This window comes from Moraxella sp. VT-16-12 (assembly GCF_002224245.2).
In the GTDB taxonomy this organism is placed as follows: Bacteria; Pseudomonadota; Gammaproteobacteria; order Pseudomonadales; family Moraxellaceae; genus Moraxella.
The window spans coordinates 57,785-78,568 of sequence record NZ_NKHK02000007.1; the positions used below are offsets into that span (position 1 = coordinate 57,785).

Sequence of the window (20,784 nt, forward strand, 5' to 3'; positions counted from 1 at the left end):
TTCTTGGTATTAATCTAAATTTGCACAAATTGGGCAATCTTTATTTTTTTGAAAATTCAGTTTTCTTAGACTCATCTGTCGCCCCTGCCACAGTAGCAACTGCCCTTGTATGGGATTGTTGCCACGCCCAAGCACATCAAGAGCGATTTGGGCGGTCATTGAGCCGATGATACTGACTGTACTGGCCAACACGCCACTATTAACACAGTTATTGTCATCACCCATCTCCGCCCCAAACACACAGTGATAACAGCCCGCTTGTCTATTAAACATGGCAATTTGCCCCATTTCGCCAATGGCTGAATTAGACAAAAGTGGCAGATTTTTTTGGATACAGCTTTTGTTTAACAAATCACGCACCGCAAAATTATCCGTACAATCAATCACCAAATCAAATTTTGCCACACCAAACAGCTCATCAATGTTATCACAAGTCAGCTTGATGACGGTGCCATCAATGTCAATCAGGTGATTTTGCCTAATTAGGGCGGATTTGGCAACATCGGCTTTGTATTTACCCACATCGTCTTTGGTAAATAAAGTTTGGCGTTGTAAGTTGCTGTCGTCTATCGTATCATGGTCGGCAATATGAAGATAACCCACGCCTGCTCTGGCTAGTATTTGTGCTACAGGACAGCCCAAACCCCCTGCCCCCACAATTAGTACTTTGGCATTTTTTAAGCAAATTTGAGCGTCCATGTCCCAATCCGTCAGCAAAATCTGCCGAGCATATCTTAATAACTCATCGTCATTTAGCTCATCATTCATCACAAACCCCAAATGTTACCCTGTCATTACCGCCATAGTCTTTGACGGTCTTGACATTCACAAACCCTGCATCATCAAATAACAGTCGCACTTTTTCGCCTTGGTCAAAACCATGCTCTATTGCCAACAATCCACCCTTGTTAAGATGGTTTTTTGCCCCTGCAATGATGATTTTTATGTCTGATAAGCCGTCATCATCAGCCACCAATGCCGTGATTGGTTCAGCAGACAATCGCCCCAAATGCTCATCATCTTTGGCAATATAAGGCGGATTTGAGACAATCACATCAAACTTGCTCTGCACATTTTTATACCAATCTGACACGACAAACTGACAATTATTTGCCTGTAATAACTCACAATTTTGCCCAGCAATGTGTATCGCTGATTGCGAAAAATCCACCGCCAACACCGACCAATCAGGCAACGCCTTGGCAAGACTCAGTGCAATGCAGCCAGAGCCTGTACCCAAATCCAAAAGATGGCTGTTTTTTGGGGTGTGATGGTCAGTAAAATCCAACACCACATCTAGCAGTATCTCGGTATCAGGACGTGGGATTAGGGTGTGTTCATTTACAAGAAACTCATGACCAAAAAATCCTTGTTTGCCCATCAAATAAGCAAGTGGCACACCTTGTTGCATTTTTTTAATGCCAGCAGTCAGCCCATCATATTCATCATCAGACAAGACATAATCACCATCAGTGATTAAAAATGATTTGTCTTTTTTTAGGACAAACAACAGCCAACTTTCTAGCCAATGATAGGGCAAAGTGTCATGACTGATTTGGCGAAAGTGGGATTTGAGTGCTTGAACGGTCATCATTGGGCGACATCACCATTTAAGGGGATTTTTTTGTGCACCCAATACACCAAGTACAGCACAGGAATGCCAATGATGAAGGTTATCATAAAAAAGACAGGATAACTGGTAGCATCCACAATCGCCCCAGAGTATCCCCCCAAAATCTTGGGGGATAAGGTCATCAAAGATGAAAACAGGGCGTACTGCACCGCCGTAAAGCGAATGGAAGTCAATGCCGATAAAAAAGCAATAAATACCGCACTTGCTAGCCCTGCCGCCAAATTATCCACAATCACCGCCGAATACATGGCAACATTTCTAAGCTCCATGTGCAATGTCCACACATGGTTTGCCAAAGACAACTGTTCATTGACCAGCACCACCCCTGATGGAGTATAAAATAACCCAATAAACATCAAATTGGTAATACACGCCAATAACGCCCCCACCATCATTGCACGCATGACACCGATTTTTTGGGCAATCCAACCCCCCACAAATCCCCCACCAATACTGGCAATCACACCCACCACTTTGACGGCATTGGCAATTTGGGTTTTACTAAACCCCAAATCTTGATAAAACAAGTTGGAGATGTTACCTGCCACAATGTCTGAAATGCGATACAAGCCAATCAACAGCAGCAACATCAGTGCTTGGTTGCCATAACGGTAAAAAAAATCGGTAATGGGTGCAATCCATGTTTTGACTGCCACGTCTTTTTTGACCACACCAATTTGTACAAGCAAATAACCCACCACAAACATTGCCACGCCACTTAGTAAAAACCGCACCGCACCAAGCAAAAACCCCAACAAAGCATCTTTGCTGTCAGGCAATACCCCACCCATCATGCGATATATCATCACAAAGGACACCACAGACAACGCAAACACCGCCACAAGGCGAGCATAATCGGCGGTACTTTGGGGCTGTTTAGGGCTTTGTTTGACAGGCTCACGCAACACAAATAAGGTCGTCAGCACGCCCACACCCATCACGCACGCCATGATAAGGTAGGTTTTTTGCCACGCCACATAGTTGTACACGCTTTCGGTAGAGCCAAAAAAGTCCGCCAAATACAACGCCCCTGCCCCTGAGACAATCATACCAACACGATAGCCCCCCACATAACTGGCCGATAATGCCGTTTGCATTTCACTAGGGGCAGATTCAATCCGATAAGCATCTATCACAATGTCTTGGGTGGCTGCCGAAAAACCTAATAATACCGCTCCCATCGCCATGATTTTTAAAGTCGCTCCTGTGGGGTCGGTCATCGCCATGATGATGATGGCGGTGATGATGAATATTTGGGATAACAACAGCCACGAACGCCGATGTCCCAGTTTGTCAAGTACTGGCAAAGGCAACACGTCCACCAAAGGCGACCAAATAAATTTAAAAGAATAACCCAATGCCGCCCAGCTAAACATAGTAACAGTCGCCCTATCAATGCCTGCTTCACGCAGCCACAGCCCCAAACTGCTAAAAATAAGCAAAATCGGTACGCCTGCACTAAACCCTAATAAGAGCATGGCAATGGCAGGTCGGTTAAAATATGCCTGTTTAAAGACTTCAAAGCCAGTTAGGGGAGCAGACGGGGGAGTTGAACTCATGACAAACAACCAAATACTAAAAGTGTGTCATTGTAGAGCATATTTCATCAGATAAAAAGCCCAAACCGACAAATAACAAAACAGCGTTACAAACTTTGATAAATCTTAAATAAGCAACATTGCCATTTTACAAAAAATTACATTTAGATAATATCTGTACATATGAACATCTGAGCGTTTCATGATGGTTTGATATTCTTTATTTTCATTAACTTTATCAGATTTGGCATTTTGTTTTGAGTAGATGGGTTTTATAATAATTCCACCCATTAACCATATAAAAAGGCACAAGCATGGCCATAGATGTTGTCATCAATCAAAAACACTTGCAAATCCAGCTCAAACAGCTTGAAACTGTCTGGCACACCGTTGTCAATGGCTACAATCTCAGTAAAGCTGCCGAACTTTTACACACCAGTCAGTCCAGCTTATCCAAACAAATTGCAGGGCTGGAAAATCAGCTCAAAACTGATGTTTTTACCCGTCAAGGCAAACGTTTGACGGGACTGACTCCCATTGGCAAGGCACTGCTGCCCCATATTGAAGCGATTTTTGCTGAGATTCGCACCATTGAAAATTTAAGCCTTGATTTTAATAACGCCCAAGAAGGCACGCTCACGGTCGCCACCACACACACCCAAGCCCGTTATGTGCTGCCCCAAATCGTCAAGACCTTTCGTGAAAAATTTAACAAAGTCAATCTGGTGCTGTCCCAAGCTGACCCTGAAAGCATCGCCCAAATGGTCATTCGTGGTCAAGCAGATATTGGCATAGCCACCGAAAGCCTGCTTAATAACAGCGTTTTGCGTTGTCATCGTTATTATGATTGGTCGCATATTGTCATCGTCCCAAAAGAGCATGAGCTTGCCAAATTTGCAGGCGTGGTCAATGGCGTGGATTTGCCAACATTGGCAAGCTACCCCATCATCACCTATCATGGGGGATTTACAGGCAGAAGTGCGATAGATAAAGCCTTTGCTAAGGCAGGTTTGACTCCTGACGTTGTGCTTGCTGCTTTGGATTCTGATGTGATTAGTACTTATGTATCATCAGGGCTTGGCGTGGGCATCATTGCTGAGATGGCGTATGAGCCTAATCATTATTCTGATTTGGTCGCCATTCCGATTACGCATTTTGGTCGGTTTACCAGTTGGATTGCGGTGCGTGATGACAGCGACATTCGCAAATTTGGACAAGAGTTTATTAAATTGTGTCAAAATCAGTTTGATAAAAAATAAGCAAATTCACCAAATACCAAATTTAACCAACACAAGCCCCATAAAGAAGATGAAAGCCGATTTAACCCTTTGTTTTAGAGCCGACTATCGTACTGATGTTGAAACTTGGCTAAAAAATCACCACTATCCCCATTTGATAGAATTGTGTGTAGAAAATGACGATATACTTCTCATCTTTAACCACAAATCCTTTGACAAATTGTCCGATTGGCTGGATGAAACCCTGTCTTTGATTGATTATGCCAAACACAAAGACTTTTTTAAAAAAATAGACCGTGGTATTTTGCACTTAAATTTGCCGTTTGATGAAAATCATCAAACTGCCGATTTGTCATTTCATGCCACACACGCCATTGTTTTGCGTCAGCTGTCTGCACTGTTTGATGTGGATTATTACACTACTGACCTACCAATCCATCAAAAACTGCCAAGGTGAACCGCCATCATGATAACTGTTAAAATAGACTGGGTGATTGCTTTTGACATTTGCCACCAAAAAGAAGTGTTAAACCATGCAAATAGCCATGATGCTTTTGGCACTTCGTTTTGTAAAAATGGTGATGAAATTTATCTGCACATCAAAGGCGAAAGCGACCACTTTGGTGATTGGCTGAAATATGCCATTGGTGTTATTGACTATCATAAGCATATCAAATTTTTTGAAAAATGTAAGCAAAGTATCATTCATCTTTATGTGCCATTTCATGATGAAAATGATAAAGTGGATTTATCGTTTAGTGCCAAATCGGCTGCCATTTTAGACCGTCTATCCACCGTTTTTGACATAGACTATTACGCCTATTTTGATGTGTATTGACCCAAGTTTACCAACCCAAATTAACCCAAACCCAGTTTTATCGCTGGGTTTGCTTGTACAGACAAACCAAATTTCATCAATAATTCCCAAAACCCTGCTCATTTGTCGTATAATAGACACATCTTTATCATCATTTTGGATAGGCAATGAGCAACGACAACGATTTTACCAACCCCAACATTCTCCCCACCGGCACGCCCCAAGGACAGTCCGTCATGCAGACCCCTGCCAGCAGTGAACAAACTGACGCCCAAAGCCGTTATTCTGAAAATGTGGGTGAAACCACGCATTTTGGTTATCAAACTGTCAATGCTCATGACAAAGCAGCCAAAGTTGGACAAGTGTTTACATCTGTTGCTACCAAATATGACATCATGAATGACCTGATGAGTTTTGGCATTCATCGGCTTTGGAAGCGTTTTGCCATCAAAATGAGTGGCGTGCGTGCTGGTCAAAATGTGCTTGATATTGCTGGCGGCACGGGAGATTTGGCAAAAGTATTTAGCAAAGAAGTGGGGCGAAGCGGGCGTGTGGTGTTGTCTGACATTAACGAAGCCATGCTAGAAGTTGGGCGTACTCGCCTTATCAATGCTGGCTGTAACAACGTGGATTTTGTGCTTGCCAATGCCGAAACGCTCACGCCTTTTGATGACAATGCTTTTGATTTGGTAACAATCAGCTTTGGACTTCGTAACGTTACCGACAAACAAAAAGCCCTAGAAGCCATGTGGCGAGTGCTAAAACCGGGTGGGCGATTGCTCGTGTTGGAGTTTAGTAAGCCTGTGTTTGAGCCACTGTCCAAAGCCTACGACCTGTACTCCTTTACCGCCCTACCACTCATGGGCAAAATCGTGGCAGGCGACAGCGACAGCTATCAATATCTGGCAGAAAGTATTCGCATGCACCCCGACCAAGCCACATTAAAACAAATGATGGAGCAAGCAGGTTTTGTTAATTGTGATTATCACAATTTAACGGGCGGTATCGTGGCAGTACATCGTGGCTTTAAACCCCGTCAAGGATAATCATGCTGACTGTGTTGGCTCTTGGCATTGCCGAAACCGCCATTAACCGCTTGTTTGATGACCTAAGCGATGATGACAAAGCCTCTTTGGTTGGCAAAACTTTGCGTGTTCACATTGGGGCGGTTTTACTGCATGGCTTGGTGGTTGATGTGGTGTTTGACACCAACAAAGTACGCTTTGAGCCTGCACCATCTGCCCTTTTTGATGACATAGATGGCACATTAAGTGTCGCCAATTTACAAGAGCTGATGGCGTGCCTGACCGATGATACTGACATTTGCCAATACGCCACCACAGGTGATACAGCCATCATACACGCCATTCGCCACATCATACACACTCACCCAAAAAGCCAAGCCCTACTTGACCGCTTTTATTTATATTTTTAATCATGCTCATCGCTCACCGAAAACGCCTACTAAATCTATATCGCATTTGTGCCAAATACCGCCTAGACACGCACCTACCGCTTGATGACATGCCAGAGCTTGCCCCTTTGGCACGGCTGATTCGTTTGCACCCAGCCAGTTTTGGCAAATCACATGAGCCTTTGGGGATTAAGTTTGCCTTTGAAGAGATGGGGACACTGTTTTTAAAACTGGGGCAACTGCTCTCCACTCGCTCTGACCTATTGCCACCCGACATCATCGCTCAGCTGTCGCTCCTACAAGACAAAGTCGCTCCCTTTGATGTGGCAGTCCTAAAACAACAAATCCAAAACCCCAAAACAGGGCTTGGTAAATCAGTTGATGAACTGTTTGTGCGGTTTGATCACAAACCCCTTGCTGCCGCCAGTATCGCCCAAGTGCATACCGCTTGCCTGCCTGATGGTCGTGAAGTGGTGGTTAAAGTCGTCCGCCCTGACATCAAACCCATCATCATCAAAGACTTTGAGCTACTGCGTGAATTGGCAAGCTGGCTGTCGGCTCGCTTGGAGTCGGCTCGTGCGATACACATCATCAATATTGTAGAAGACTATCGGCAAATCATGCTCAATGAGCTTGATTTGACCTTAGAAGCCGCCAACGCCACCAAAATGCGTAACAACTTTTTAAACTCACCGCTGATTTATGTGCCAGAAGTGTACATGGCAAATCAATCGGTCATGGTGTCAGAGCGTATTTTTGGCGTACCGATTTCTCAGACAGATAAATTTGATGCCCTTGGTTATGATAGGGCTTTACTTGCCAAAAATGGTCTGACCATCTTTTTTACCCAAGTATTTCGTGATAACTTTTTTCATGCGGACATGCACCCCGGTAATATCTTTGTAGAGACTTTACCAAATGGACAAGCGGTAGCAAAACCACGATATTTGGGGTTAGATTGTGCCATCATGGGCGAGCTTGCCAAAGATGACCAACTGGTCGTCGCTCGCCTGCTACTGTCAGTCATGAACGGCAACTACGCCACACTTGTGGACATCATCAGTCAAGCAGGCTGGATACCGCCATCAGCCGACAAACACGCCTTGATTCAGGACATGGCTCGCACCGTTAGTCCCATGGTGTCAAAACCGATGAGCGAGCTTGATTTTGCAGGGATTTTGTTTGAGATTCTCTCCATCGCTCGGCGTCATCAGATGAGCATACCACCCCAGCTCATGCTACTACTTAAAACCTTGGTTCATGTAGAAGGGCTTGGGCGTGAGCTGTATCCTGATTTGGACATTTGGTCGCTTGCCAAACCGATACTCACCACTTGGGTCAAAGAACAGCTTGACCCACTCAAACACCTAGAAGCATTACACAACACCTTGCCAGAGCATTTATTATCTGCCAGTGAACTGCCCAAATTTGCCATTCAAAGCATCCAATCCCTTGCCACACTTGGTGCAAGACAAGACAAAAACTTACGTGAATTGCAAGCCCTAAGAGCGGATTTTTTAAATCAAAAACGCCATGATTGGGTGGCGTTTGGTGGGTTTTTTGGCTTGATTGCCATAGGGCTGACCGTGCCTGTGTGGTGGGTGGGGGTCATTTTTCACCTGATGGCGATGGGCTTTGTGCTGTGGCGAGTGCTAATATGACCAATCAATGATTCACCAAACAATACAACAACTTAAAATCCGCCGTGCCAAACAAATACTGCAACAAGAGTTTGGCTTTTTAAATATTGAAAGCATTGTCCATGCCGATGACGAAAGTGGCAAGGTGCTTTTTACTGCTTTTAGACAATCAGGGATTTGGCATTATGACAATCAACCAATAGTGTCGTTTGCCTTTGATAATCACAAACAGTATCACTCACAGCACAATACCGCACGGCGTTTTTTTATCCAAAAAATCAAAGCCTTGCATGGTAATGCCGTCTGGATACTGCTTAATCAGCATGGCTTTGAATTTTTTGTACAAATCTCTTTATCCACGCTTTGTCAGCACTTAGATGGTTGGTTTGACAAATATGATGATTTTGTGCTGTTTATCCCCAACCAGTACGTTTTGGCAATCCATGATGGTGAATACGCATGGGAAGTTTTGGAAAAAATTCTCACTCCATAATCCCCCATCATTCATCGCTTTTTGGATAAAATTTAATCAAAATTGCCATCACGCCTTAAAATTGACAGGTTGCTCCGCATTAGGATAATGATGCTCATGCTCCACATCGCAGTCATCGCCGATTGTGTTGCCTTGTTTGTCTTTGGGTTTTTCAATATAACCTGTACGCTCATGCACAGGCAAATACTCATGTTCCCACACCATCACCGCCTGCATGCACGTTTGGCGTTGTTCATCGGTCAAACGCACGCCATTATCCCATTTGCCAATCTCAATGGCGGTGCGAAATTTGGCGACAATCTCAGGGGTCAGGCTGTTTAAGATGTCTTGTTTGTTCATAAGTTACTCCAAATTAAAGGCAGATTATAGCACAATTCATGACAAATAATAATGACGTGGTACGATGACGGGCGGTAGCTGACACCCCAATAACGCCAAAGTTTCACGCTCCATCAGCCGTGTCATGGCATCTAAGGGCAAATCGTTGTGTGCCACACCAAATGGCTCTTCTAATTCTTTGGACAGCTCATCAAGCCCCAAGAACAAATAAGCCACCAAACCCACCAAAAGTGGTGTCCACAGCCCAAGCACGCCACCAACCCCAAAAGGCAACAACCAACAAAAACAAAACACCGCCCGATGTAGCAGTACCGAATACGGCAAAGGAACAGGCGTACTATGAATGCGGTCGCACCCTGCTTGAATGCTACCCATCTCCACCACATGACGTTGCATGCTCACATAAATCATGTCGCTGATTTGTCCTGTTTTAACGGCATTCATCAGGCGAATTTGCATACGCTCCAACATCACTTGTGGGGCATTAAGGTGAGTGCTAATAAGTGTGTTTAGATCATCTTTTTGTTGTTCACAAAGGTTTAAATATCGGGCAAAATTATCAGCAGGCAGACGTTGGTTTCGCAATCTGTCTTTTAATAAATTCACAAAAATCAGCATGTCCACCAATATCGCTTGGCGGTCGTCTTTGCTCAAAAAATGGCTGTCTCTGGTCAAATGGCGAGTATTTGCTACCAACGCACCCCACAATTTACGCCCTTCCCACCATCTGTCATAACAGGCATTATTTCTAAAACTTAAAAATACCGACAACACCACACCAAGCACCGTAAAACCAATCACAGGCACACTTTTTACAGTATAAACTTGATAATGCGACAATCCCCACGCCACGACAGATACACACATTAATATGATGACCATGGGCAACACTTTGGGCAATATCGTCCCACGCCACATAAACAACAAAGCCAGATTGTTGGATTTTTCACGGATAATCATGCGGTTTTAAAATTGAGCAATAATCATCGCCATACGCCCTGTGGCAGATTTTTTGGCATGGGTTTGTTGTCGGTAAGAATATAAATTTGGCACATCATAACTGCATGGCACATCATGATTTATCAGCTCAATGTCTAAATGCGCCAGTTGTAATTTGGTCAGCTTAACAATGTCCATCAGACATTTGCCATCTGGTTTATCCATGACAACCTGTTGATACAGTTCATCAAAAGACAAACCCACCAATGATTTATCAATCACGCTTTGAACGATGGCATTTGCCAACGCGTTATCCATCTCATAATTTGCCTGACTGATACACGCCCCAATCACCGCTTTGATGGCTTTGTTGTTAAATTGCTCAGCCGTATTTTTGATAATACCTTTTGTCAGCCCCTGCCAACCTGCATGAATACAGGCGATTTGTGATTGGTGAGTGATTGTGCCATCATTAAACAAAGCAATCGGCACACAATCTGCCGTCATGATGGACAAACCAACGCCACATTTGTCCGTGATGAGCGCATCAGCATTTGGGGGCGTGAACTGATGTTTGTCAATACAAACCACGTTATCGCCGTGGATTTGGTTTAGCCAATGGATTTCTTGGATTGGCTGACTGGTATTTAGTTTATTTAAATTTTCCAATAAAGCCAAACGATTGCTTAACACACGCTTGTTATTATCCAAAACATGCAAAGCAACATTAAACTCTCCATATAAATCATCGCCCCATTTATCAAAATTGCCTGCATGGGTTTGGATAATCAGCCTATGGCTGTCTTGATATAAAATATGAAACATTTGATTTTCCAATTGATTTAAGAATTATCCTGCAATATCGCAATCATCTCCACCATATCAGATGGCAAATCAGCACTCAATACCAACGATTTGCCCGTGGTTGGGTGAACAAAGCCCAATTTATGAGCGTGCAAAGCTTGACGTGGAAAATCTAGCACCGCTTGACGAATGTGGCTGTCAAGTCCTGATTTTGGTGCCCTGCCATAAACTTTATCGCCAAGCAGAGCATGACCAACATGGGATAAATGCACACGGATTTGGTGGGTGCGTCCTGTCTCCAAGCAAACATGAAGCAAACTGTAATGTGTGCCAAGCAACGTGGCGTGTGTGATGTGCGTAATAGCAGGTTTACCACCGTCCACAACCGCCATTTTGGTGCGGTGAATGCGATGGCGAGCAATGGGCAACTCAATGGTGGCATGACGCAAAATATCACTTGGCACGCCTGTGGCAACACACACATACTCACGATACACCGATTTGTCTTTTAATTGCTCGGTCAAGTCAAGCTGGGCGGACTTGGTGCGAGCCACAATCAGCAGTCCTGATGTGTCCTTATCAATGCGATGAACCAGTCCTGCTCTGGGCAAATAAGCGTTGTCTGGATAATGATAAAGCAGTGCGTTCACCAAAGTGCCTGTGCGATTGCCTGCCCCAGGATGCACCACCAAACCAGCAGGTTTATTAATGACCACCACCTCATCATCTTCATAAACGACATCAAGTGCAATATTTTCAGGCAAATCCTCACTATGATTATCCAGCACCGCCTTTAAGGTCAGCACATCGCCTGATTTGACACGGTATTTGCTTTTTTGGGGCATGCCATTGACCGTCAAACTGCCATCATCAATAAACCCCTGTATCTGCACCCGTGAAAAACCATCAAAACGCTCGGTGGCGATTTTATCAAGGCGTGTGCCAATATCCGTCTCATCTGTGGTATGGGTATATACATGAGCTGAGCTATTTTGACCATCATGGTCAATATCAATATCATCACTGCTGTCAATATCACAAAATGGCTTATTCATGGTACGCTACTTAATAAATTTTAGGTATTTTACCATGATTTCAACAAATTAACTTTTTATTTGATTAAACCACACAACAAGGCATTTTCGCTGTCATGCAAAAGCACAAGCTACTAGCACCCCCTTGTTGATACTCACAATAAAAGTTTAACACGCCCTATAAAACTTTGGCGTTTTTGTGGTAAACTAGTTGACACTTTGATAAAACATCGCATTAGGATAATTTATGAACACTCCCACCAAACTGCTATTTCTGAGTTTTATAAGCATCAGCATGGGCTTAACAGGTTGTGCCAGCATTAAAGGGGCAATAAAAAAAGACAAAGAAGTCATCACAACTGCCGAAAAAAGCGAGCAAGATTATTATCAGTCTGCCCAAAATGCCCTAGCCAAAGAACGCTATCGTGAAGCCATCATTGCTTTAACCAATGTACGCACCTTTTATCCCACAGGCAAATACGCCCAACAAGCCTTACTTGATTTAATTTATGCTCAATACCAAGCCAAAGATTATGAATCTGTTACTGCCAGTACCGCAGAATTTATGCGTTCGTACCCAACCAGTCCACACGCTGACTATGCTTTGTATGTACAAGGCGTTACCAACATGGACGGCTCGCCCAAATCAGGTCGTCTTATTCGTCTAAACCAAGCAGAGCGAGATACGTCCTATTTGCGTTTGGCATTTAGTGATTTTAGCAATTTGGTCAATCAATACCCAAATAGCGCCTATGTGCCTGATGCCGTGCAACGCATGACCGCTTTGTATAATAACTTTGCTTATCATGAATTAGAAGCGGCTCGTTGGTACATCAAACGTGATGCCTATGTGGCAGCGGCCAATCGTGCCAAATGGGTGTTCCAATACTTCCCCCAATCTGACCAAGTACCAGAAGCGATTGCGATTTTGGCGTATAGCAATGCCAAACTTGGGCTGACCGATACCGCCAATCAGTATAAAACCCTATTACAAATCAACTACCCCCAATACCTAAACGCAGATGGCACAGTAAAAATTAACAGCAATTTTGGGCTATCTTATGGCAAAAAAGCCCTATCAGCTTTGACTTTTGGTAAATTTGGACGTACCACAGACACCCAAAGCTATCAAGGCAATTATGATGGTCAGACTCGCACCCAGCTCATCACCACCGCCAACGCCATGCAGCTGCCTGAAAGTGAAATTCCCACCGAGCGACCGCAGCCCACCCAAAAACCACGCACCATCGGACTTGGGCTACCTGATGAAGCCACCCCATAACCATGAAAATCCCAGACAGCACCCTAGAACGCTTGAACAATCAAGCAGACCTAGTCTCCATCATCAAAAAACACACTTCGCTCAAACCAGCAGGGCATGAGTTTAAAGGGTGCTGTCCTTTTCATGGCGAAAAAACACCATCTTTTCACATCAACCCACAAACCAACCTATATTATTGTTTTGGCTGTGGGGTCAAAGGTAATGCCATCACATTTTTGCGTGAGTTTGAACGCATGACTTTTATGGAAGCGGTGCAATATTTGTCTGACCAAACAGGCATTGATTTACCAAAAGATGATGGTTTTGCTGACAAAATCCGCTACAAAAAAACCCAACAACCACAGCCTGCTCCCCCCATCAGCCCCATACCTAGCACACCACCCACCCCAAATACGCCAGTCGTGGCAGATGCCGACCAAGATGGTGATTTGTACAGTTTATTGGCTCAGGTATGTACTTATTATCAACAACAGCTTAAAAATACCCCTTCTGCTTATCAATATTTTATCTTGCGTGGACTGACCGATGAAACCATAGCCACTTTTGGTTTGGGCTATGCCCCAGCAGATTGGCAACACCTAGAACAGGCTTTTCCCCATGATATAGAAGGTTTGCGTATGCTGGGCTTGGTGCGAACATCTCAAAAGGGGCGAGAGTTTGATTTGCTTAGAGACCGAGTGATTTTTCCCATCAAAAACCGCCAAGGAAAAGTGGTGGGTTTTGCAGGTCGGTCGCTGGGTGATGAAATGCCAAAATACATCAATTCATCCGAATCGCCCGTATTCACCAAACAGCATATTTTATATGGCTTATATGAAGCTCGTCTTGCTCGTGCGACTGATTTTTTGGTGGTGGAAGGCTATATGGATGTTATCGCCTTGTATCAAGCAGGGATTTATGGGGCGGTCGCTCCAATGGGTACAGCGGTCAATGAACAGCAAATTGACCATTTATTAAAATACAACAGCACGCTTACTTTGTGTTTTGATGGTGATACGGCAGGACAAAGAGCGGCTTGGCGAACACTAGAAGTCTCCGCCCCCATACTAAATGATGGCAGACAACTTAAATTTTTAACCTTGCCTGATGGGCATGACCCTGACAGTCATATCAAAGCGTTTGGGGCAGATAAAACCCGTCAAGCCATCAGCCACGCCCAAAGCACGTCCGATTATGTGTTTGATGTGTTGAGTGCTCGCCATGATATCAGCACCCCAGAAGGCAAAGCCATGGCAATGGCAAATCTAAAAGAGCTGACCACCAAATTCCCCAAAGGGTCTAGTTTTAAATGGTGGCTCAACAATGACATTTATCAAAAACTCAACCAAAAACGCCAAAACAACGCCCCTGATACCAAAAGATACATCAGCGAGATTGACAGTGGTTTGCAGCTGTGTCTTTGCTTGTTGCACGCCCCCACTTTACTAACAAACGACCCGCTTCATACACTGTTGTGCGTATCAGGCGTACAAACGGCTCACAACCTCTATGCCAAACGCCTACATGACACAAATCTTGAAATACCCAAACTGCCCACTTGGCAAGAGTTAGATGATGAGCTTGGTGAATTGGTTATTGCCATTGAAAAAATTTTATCACACCCCAACCCACCGATTAACCTATCAGACAGCACGCCTGCCATCATAGACCAGCGAGCCCATTTTATCATGGCAAGCCTGACCAATACCAATCTACAAGCCAAACTCATCAAAGCATGGCGAGAGTTTTTTCATCAAACGCAACACCATCATCTGACTGATATTCGCCCTTTGTTTGATGAGCTGTTATGCCAAGCACTGCAAGATGCCATCAAAAAGGCTCGTGAACACAGCAAAAATCTTGTCATCTCTGAAATTCACAAACGTCGCTTAACCGCCCTACATCAATGGGATAATGAACAAAAAATTCGTCTTGCTGGTGAATTTGATAAAGCATAAACCAGCTTGGCTAAACAAATATTTGTCCGCCTTGCTCTATCGCTCGTTGATAGCCTTGTCTACTTTGACAACGGTCTAGCCATTGCTGTAAACAAACCCATCCATCTAAACCACCACGGCTTTGTAGGGCTTTTACAGCAAAATATGCTTGTATGTCCGCTCCTGTAAAATCACCAGCAATCCACAAACGATTTGCCAAATGCTCGTTAAGTAAACCAAAACTTTGAGCAATGGTATCACAAATCACCAGCGTCTCAACTTTACTCGCAATCGCTTTGGCAATGGGACGCACAAATATGGGTGATTTTGTAGCGACTTTATCCATAATCAAACGCATGACTAATGGTGGCATCATGGTACTTTCTGAAAAATGTAGCCAAAACGCAAAATCTTCCCAAGTATCATCGGTGGGCGATAATTTACCCTCTTTATCATAGTATCTTAATAAATATTCAATGATAAATCCGCTTTCCACCAAGGTTTGCCCACGAGTGCTGTCCACCAAGATGGGAGCTTTGCCCATCGGGTGAATGTCTGCCATCTCTTTTGGGGCAAGATGATTTTTGGTACGTTCATGACAAATCAGCTGATAAGTTGTGCCATATTGTTCATTTAATTCACACAACAGCCATAGGATGCGAAATGAACGAGAATGGTTTAGATGATGAAGTGTGAGCATAAGATTCCTAAATTTGAGATGTTTTGGGTTTTTATAGATTTACCAACAATACTAGTTTAAGCCTAAATGATAGATAAAAAGGCGAATCTCCATCCGCCTTTTTGTCATTACTTATGCTTCACTTAGATTTGGTTCGTCATTTGGCAAATCATCAATCTCGCCATTTTCAACCAATTCATGCTCATCACTGTCTTCATGCTCCACACACGCCAGCCCCACCAAAGTCTCACCTTCTCCGATACGAATTAGGCGAACACCTTGGGCGTTACGTCCTGCGGTCATAATATCAGCAACAGGCGTACGTACAAGTGTGCCTTTGTCTGAGATTAAAATCACATCTTCATCGCCTGTTACTGCCACCGCTTTCACAAGCTGACCGTTACGCTCACTGGTCTTGATGGCAATCACCCCTTGACCGCCACGACCTTTGGTAGGATAATCATCAATGGGCGTGCGTTTGCCATAGCCATTTTCACAAGCACACAAAATCTCGCCTGCCTGCGGAGCGACCACCAACGACACCACACGGCTCACTGATACCACGCTATCACCGCCATCATCTTCGCTCACCTCATCGGTTGTGTCATCGTCATCAAGCCCAAGATTTGCCAAAAGACTGACACGAATGCCACGCACCCCTTTTGCAGTACGCCCCATCGCACGAATGGCAGACTCTTTAAAGCGAATGGCTTTACCTTCATTACTAAACAGCATGATTTCTTGCTGACCATCAGTAATCGCCACGCCCACCAAACTATCGCCATCTACAAGGTCAATCGCTCTTAGACCATTGGCACGCAAATTGGCAAACTGTGATAAAGCCACCCGTTTTACTGTCCCACTGGCGGTAGCAAAAAAGACAAATTTACCATCATCGGCCAAACTCTCTACTGGCAAAATGGCGGTAACACTCTCATCAGGCTCAATATTGATAAGATTAACCAATGGTCGCCCTTTTGAGCCACGAGAAGCGATTGGCACTTCAAAACCACGCAGCCCAAACACTCGCCCTGTATTGGTAAAACACAAAATATGTGCGTGCGTGCTGGTAACAAGCAAATGCTCAATCACATCATCTTCTTTCATGGCGGTGGCAGATTTGCCCTTACCACCACGTTTTTGAGCTTGATAATCACCAATCGGCTGTGTCTTGGCATAGCCTGTGTGCGATACAGTCATCACCACTGTTTGCTCTGGGATTAAATCTTCACGGCTAAAATCAGCTCGTGCGTCCACAATGTCAGTCTTACGCTCATCGCCAAAATCATCACGGATTTGGATAAGCTCCGCCTTAATCACACCCATCAATTTATCAAAATCAGACAAAATGAGCTGTAAACGTGCAATCTCACCCAAAATCTCTTGATATTCTGCCGAAAGTTTGTCTTGCTCCAATCCTGTCAAACGATGAAGCTGCATGTCCAAAATCGCCCCCACCTGCTCAGGCGACAAACGATACTGCTTATCATCATTTATCAGCCCAAAAGGTGCGTTCAAATCCTCGCCTTCAATCATCTCAGGACGGATAGAGCTTGCTCCTGCATTTTTGAGCATGGCAACCACACCTCCCGATTGCCAAATGCGTTTTAGCAGGTTTTCACGAGCTTCACTTTTATTGGCAGAATGCTTGATGGTATTGATAATCTCATCAATGTTGGCAAGGGCAATCGTCAGACCTTCTAATAGATGCCCCCGAACTTTGACTTTATTGAGCTCAAAAATCGTACGGCGAGTAACCACTTCTTGACGGTGGCGGATAAAACTTGCAATCAAATCATGCAAAGTCATCAGTTTGGGCTGTCCATTATCCAGTGCCACCATATTGATACTAAAACTGGACTCCAAGGGCGTTTGCAAAAATAAATTATTGACCACCACCTCGGCATTTTCGCCACGTCTTAGGTCAATAGCAATACGCATGCCCTCTTTGTCGGACTCATCACGCACACCTGTGATGCCATCTAATTTTTTGTCATTGGCCAAACTGGCAATCTGCTCAATGAGTTTGGCTTTATTGACTTGATAAGGAATCTGTGTAAAAACAATACGCTCCCTGTCCTTACTGCTACCCTCCATGTTTTCAATCACATAACGCCCACGAATGTGCAGTCGCCCCTTGCCTGTGCGATAGGCATCCGATATGCCACTACGCCCATAAATAATCCCGCCTGTCGGAAAATCAGGCCCCAAAATATGACTGGCCAGCTCATCAACAGAAATCTGTGGGTTATTGGCATAGGCAAGACAAGCATTAACCACCTCAGTCAAATTATGCGGTGCCATATTGGTCGCCATACCCACGGCGATGCCCGTTGCCCCATTGATGAGCAAATTTGGCACACGAGCAGGCAACACAGATGGCATTTTTTCTGAGCCATCATAGTTGTCTTCCCAATCCACCGTGTCTTTATCAAGGTCGCCTAGCATTTGATGGGTAAGCTTTTGCATACGCACTTCGGTATAACGCATGGCAGCAGGCGGGTCTCCGTCCACCGAACCAAAGTTGCCTTGCCCGTCCACCATCATATATCGCATACTAAATGGCTGTGCCAAACGCACAATCGCATCATACACGGCGGTATCGCCATGCGGGTGGTATTTACCGATAACATCGCCCACCACACGAGCGGACTTTTTGTAGGGCTTGTTGTAGTCATTAGACAGCTCATGCATGGCATACATGACACGGCGGTGCACAGGCTTTAAACCATCTCGCACATCAGGCAAGGCACGAGAAACAATGACACTCATCGCATAGTCAAGATAGGACTGCTTTAATTCATCAACAATACCAACGGGGGTTACGCTATCGGTCATAATTTGTCCAAATTACTATTTTAAAGGCGGTATTATAGCATAAATCGCAAATTTTGACTAATGCGTAGCAATCTGCCCATATGTCATAGATTTTTGGCAACAATACAGTAACATTTTACTGTCTGATTTTTATTCAAAAAAACAACTGCTTAGAAAAAATTTATTTGTTTTTCTTATCAATATTTTGATAACTGTTAGCGAATATTACACAACTTATACGCTTTTTTATTGAAATAACTATTTATATTTGTTAAGGTTTTTACATAAATTTCACCATATTTTGACAAATTTTTAGATAAGGTTTTGTGGATTTTTATCCAAATATCATCCAAACTTTAGTAAGATTTATAAGGATATTCTCATGAATAAGCCCACGCAAGAACCCCAAAACAGGGTTAAAATCAGCAAGTTTGCTATTTTTCCACAAGTGAGTTTGCCCGTGTTTGTAACATCAGCCCTATTGATTGTTATCTTTATGATTTTTGGGGCATTATTTAGCGAAACCGCAGGGCATATGTTTAATACCATGCAAAGTTTTATTACCACAAAATTTGGCTTTATGTTCGTCATTTTGATGAATGTTGCTTTGGTGTTTTGCTTATATATCGCACTTAGTGGTTATGGTGATATTCGCCTTGGTCATCAAACCGAAACGCCTGAATACAGTTTTGGTTCATGGATTGGCATGCTGTTTTCGGCAGGGATTGGCATTGGGCTACTGTACTGGGGGACGGCTGAGCCTTTGTATCACTTTGTTTCTCCACCTTTGTCCAATCCAAGCAGCGTACAAAGTGCCAAAGATGCCATGACCATCTCATTTTTACATTGGGGATTGCACGCTTGGGCGGTGTATGCAGTGGTGGCATTATCCTTAGCGTATTTTCATTATCGGCGTGGCTTACCCTTATCCATCCGCTCGGTATTGTTTCCGCTCATCGGGCAAAAAATTTATGGCAAATGGGGTCATGTGGTGGATATTTTGGCGGTATTTGGGACGATGTTTGGCGTGGTAACTTCACTGGGCTTGGGAGTCATGCAACTTGATACAGGTCTTGGGCAAATGTTTGGCATACCATCAAGTCTTGGGCTAAAAATCGCCCTAATTGCAGGCATTACCGCTTGTGCCACGGTATCGGTCATGGCAGGACTGGATAAAGGCGTTAAATTTTTAAGCGACATCACCATCATTGGCACGCTGATTTTGCTTGGCTTTATGATAATCATGGGTCCTACCCAATTTATTTTTGACAGCTTTGTTGAAAATGTCGGCAACTATACATCAAACCTGATTTCGCTTGGTCTGTGGAATGAAGCTTATATGGATACCAATTGGCAGGCTTCTTGGACGATATTTTATTGGGCATGGTGGGTAAGCTGGTCGCCTTTTGTGGGTATTTTTATTGCTCGTATCAGTCGCGGACGGACGTTGCGTGAATTTATTTTTGGTGTGTTATTTGTGCCTATGCTGCTGTTATTTTTATGGTTTACGACCTTTGGTGGTGTCGCCATTAATATGGAATTAACAGGCGATTTTGGACTATCCACAGCCGTCATGGCAGATACAGGCAGTGCGATTTTTAAATTTATAGAATATTATCCTTTTAGCCAAGGCTTGATGGTGGTGATTTTAATCATGATTGTGCTATGGTTTGTTACCAGTGCTGACAGTGCCAGCCTTGTGGTAGATATGCTAACAGCAGGGGGCAACACCAACCCACCTAAAATCCAGCGTCTATTTTGGGTGGTGTCCGAAGGGATTATCGCGTGTATTTTGTTGGCAGCAGGTGGGTTGTCCGCCCTACAAGCGGCGGCGATTGTGGCAGGATTTCCTTTTGCTGTGGTGATTTTTGTGATGATGTATTGTTTGATTCGTGGTCTTGGGCGAGACCGCCTAACTTTGTATCGCAAAAGCCAATGGTACATTACCGAAGAATCTGCTGAACACAATAGTGCCAATGAATTTGTGGATGAACACTTGCTTAGCTATCCAAGCAAAGATGAACTTGAACAACAACAAAAACAGCTTTAATATCAGCAAGCACAGCCCATCTCCAATGATGGGCTTATTAAATGATAAAGCCTATCATTCTCTATAAAGGCATGATTTTTAATTAAATTTTTCAATCGTAAAAATTCACACAAATCATTAAAAACAATCTTGACTATTTTACTAGGGATTA

The 20,784-nt window shown here is 43.9% G+C and carries 19 protein-coding genes; 10 read left to right on the top strand and 9 right to left on the bottom strand.

Going from position 1 to position 20,784, the window contains the following annotated elements; translation table 11 throughout:
• Positions 1 to 9: 9 nt before the first annotated feature.
• Genes CEW93_RS07570 through CEW93_RS07580 form a run of 3 tightly spaced genes read right to left on the bottom strand, consistent with a single transcriptional unit; the run spans position 10 to position 3,192 of the window.
• On the bottom strand, positions 10 to 768 hold the full coding sequence (locus CEW93_RS07570; RefSeq protein ID WP_089539028.1) for a HesA/MoeB/ThiF family protein: 759 nt from the start codon (positions 766 to 768) through the stop codon (positions 10 to 12).
• A complete protein-coding gene (gene prmC, locus CEW93_RS07575) occupies positions 761 to 1,594 on the bottom strand; it encodes a peptide chain release factor N(5)-glutamine methyltransferase (RefSeq protein WP_089539027.1) in 834 nt (277 codons plus the stop codon). Before prmC ends, CEW93_RS07570 begins: the two co-directional genes overlap by 8 nt.
• Positions 1,591 to 3,192: an MFS transporter gene (locus CEW93_RS07580; protein WP_186727937.1), complete on the bottom strand. Its 1,602-nt coding sequence runs from the start codon at positions 3,190 to 3,192 to the stop codon at positions 1,591 to 1,593. The genes prmC and CEW93_RS07580 overlap by 4 nt, the downstream gene beginning before the upstream one ends.
• A gap of 293 nt (positions 3,193 to 3,485) precedes the next feature.
• On the opposite strand from CEW93_RS07580, the gene CEW93_RS07585 reads away from it, so the two are divergent.
• The 7 genes from CEW93_RS07585 to CEW93_RS07615 all read left to right on the top strand — a co-directional run bounded on the left by CEW93_RS07585 (position 3,486) and on the right by CEW93_RS07615 (position 8,773).
• A complete protein-coding gene (locus CEW93_RS07585) occupies positions 3,486 to 4,430 on the top strand; it encodes a LysR substrate-binding domain-containing protein (protein ID WP_089539026.1) in 945 nt (314 codons plus the stop codon).
• Positions 4,431 to 4,479: 49 nt separating this feature from the next.
• Complete coding sequence (locus CEW93_RS07590; protein ID WP_089539025.1) at positions 4,480 to 4,866, top strand: hypothetical protein; 387 nt, start codon at positions 4,480 to 4,482, stop codon at positions 4,864 to 4,866.
• 9 nt (positions 4,867 to 4,875) lie between these two features.
• Positions 4,876 to 5,247: a hypothetical protein gene (locus CEW93_RS07595; protein ID WP_089539024.1), complete on the top strand. Its 372-nt coding sequence runs from the start codon at positions 4,876 to 4,878 to the stop codon at positions 5,245 to 5,247.
• Positions 5,248 to 5,393: 146 nt separating this feature from the next.
• The gene (ubiE, locus tag CEW93_RS07600) at positions 5,394 to 6,272 is read left to right on the top strand and encodes a bifunctional demethylmenaquinone methyltransferase/2-methoxy-6-polyprenyl-1,4-benzoquinol methylase UbiE (protein WP_089539023.1); all 879 of its coding nucleotides are present in this window, start codon (positions 5,394 to 5,396) and stop codon (positions 6,270 to 6,272) included.
• A gap of 2 nt (positions 6,273 to 6,274) precedes the next feature.
• Entirely contained in the window at positions 6,275 to 6,661 is a 387-nt protein-coding gene (locus tag CEW93_RS07605) for a hypothetical protein (RefSeq protein WP_089539022.1), read from the top strand.
• 2 nt (positions 6,662 to 6,663) lie between these two features.
• On the top strand, positions 6,664 to 8,301 hold the full coding sequence (locus CEW93_RS07610; RefSeq protein WP_089539021.1) for an AarF/ABC1/UbiB kinase family protein: 1,638 nt from the start codon (positions 6,664 to 6,666) through the stop codon (positions 8,299 to 8,301).
• Between the two features lie 7 nt (positions 8,302 to 8,308).
• The gene (locus CEW93_RS07615; RefSeq protein WP_089539020.1) at positions 8,309 to 8,773 is read left to right on the top strand and encodes a hypothetical protein; all 465 of its coding nucleotides are present in this window, start codon (positions 8,309 to 8,311) and stop codon (positions 8,771 to 8,773) included.
• Positions 8,774 to 8,821: 48 nt separating this feature from the next.
• Here the strand turns inward: CEW93_RS07615 and CEW93_RS07620 are convergent, their stop codons facing one another.
• From CEW93_RS07620 to CEW93_RS07635, 4 genes are read right to left on the bottom strand one after another with little or no spacing between them, the layout of a single operon-like run.
• A complete protein-coding gene (locus CEW93_RS07620; protein ID WP_089539019.1) occupies positions 8,822 to 9,112 on the bottom strand; it encodes a YeaC family protein in 291 nt (96 codons plus the stop codon).
• A gap of 36 nt (positions 9,113 to 9,148) precedes the next feature.
• Positions 9,149 to 10,072: a bestrophin family protein gene (locus CEW93_RS07625; RefSeq protein WP_089539018.1), complete on the bottom strand. Its 924-nt coding sequence runs from the start codon at positions 10,070 to 10,072 to the stop codon at positions 9,149 to 9,151.
• Between the two features lie 6 nt (positions 10,073 to 10,078).
• On the bottom strand, positions 10,079 to 10,876 hold the full coding sequence (locus CEW93_RS07630) for a polyphenol oxidase family protein (protein ID WP_089539017.1): 798 nt from the start codon (positions 10,874 to 10,876) through the stop codon (positions 10,079 to 10,081).
• A gap of 17 nt (positions 10,877 to 10,893) precedes the next feature.
• Positions 10,894 to 11,910 carry an RluA family pseudouridine synthase gene (locus CEW93_RS07635; protein WP_089539016.1) on the bottom strand — a complete coding sequence of 339 codons (1,017 nt, stop codon included), beginning with the start codon at positions 11,908 to 11,910 and terminating at the stop codon, positions 10,894 to 10,896.
• A 226-nt stretch (positions 11,911 to 12,136) separates the two neighbouring features.
• On the opposite strand from CEW93_RS07635, the gene CEW93_RS07640 reads away from it, so the two are divergent.
• Entirely contained in the window at positions 12,137 to 13,171 is a 1,035-nt protein-coding gene (locus tag CEW93_RS07640; RefSeq protein WP_089539015.1) for an outer membrane protein assembly factor BamD, read from the top strand.
• Positions 13,172 to 13,173: 2 nt separating this feature from the next.
• A complete protein-coding gene (locus CEW93_RS07645; RefSeq protein WP_089539014.1) occupies positions 13,174 to 15,108 on the top strand; it encodes a DNA primase in 1,935 nt (644 codons plus the stop codon).
• 10 nt (positions 15,109 to 15,118) lie between these two features.
• Here CEW93_RS07645 and CEW93_RS07650 read toward each other — a convergent pair whose 3' ends face one another.
• Positions 15,119 to 15,787 carry a glutathione S-transferase gene (locus tag CEW93_RS07650; RefSeq protein WP_089539013.1) on the bottom strand — a complete coding sequence of 223 codons (669 nt, stop codon included), beginning with the start codon at positions 15,785 to 15,787 and terminating at the stop codon, positions 15,119 to 15,121.
• A 111-nt stretch (positions 15,788 to 15,898) separates the two neighbouring features.
• Entirely contained in the window at positions 15,899 to 18,604 is a 2,706-nt protein-coding gene (gene gyrA / locus CEW93_RS07655; protein ID WP_146416654.1) for a DNA gyrase subunit A, read from the bottom strand.
• A 361-nt stretch (positions 18,605 to 18,965) separates the two neighbouring features.
• On the opposite strand from gyrA, the gene CEW93_RS07660 reads away from it, so the two are divergent.
• Entirely contained in the window at positions 18,966 to 20,633 is a 1,668-nt protein-coding gene (locus CEW93_RS07660; protein WP_089539365.1) for a BCCT family transporter, read from the top strand.
• The last annotated feature ends 151 nt before the right edge of the window (positions 20,634 to 20,784 follow it).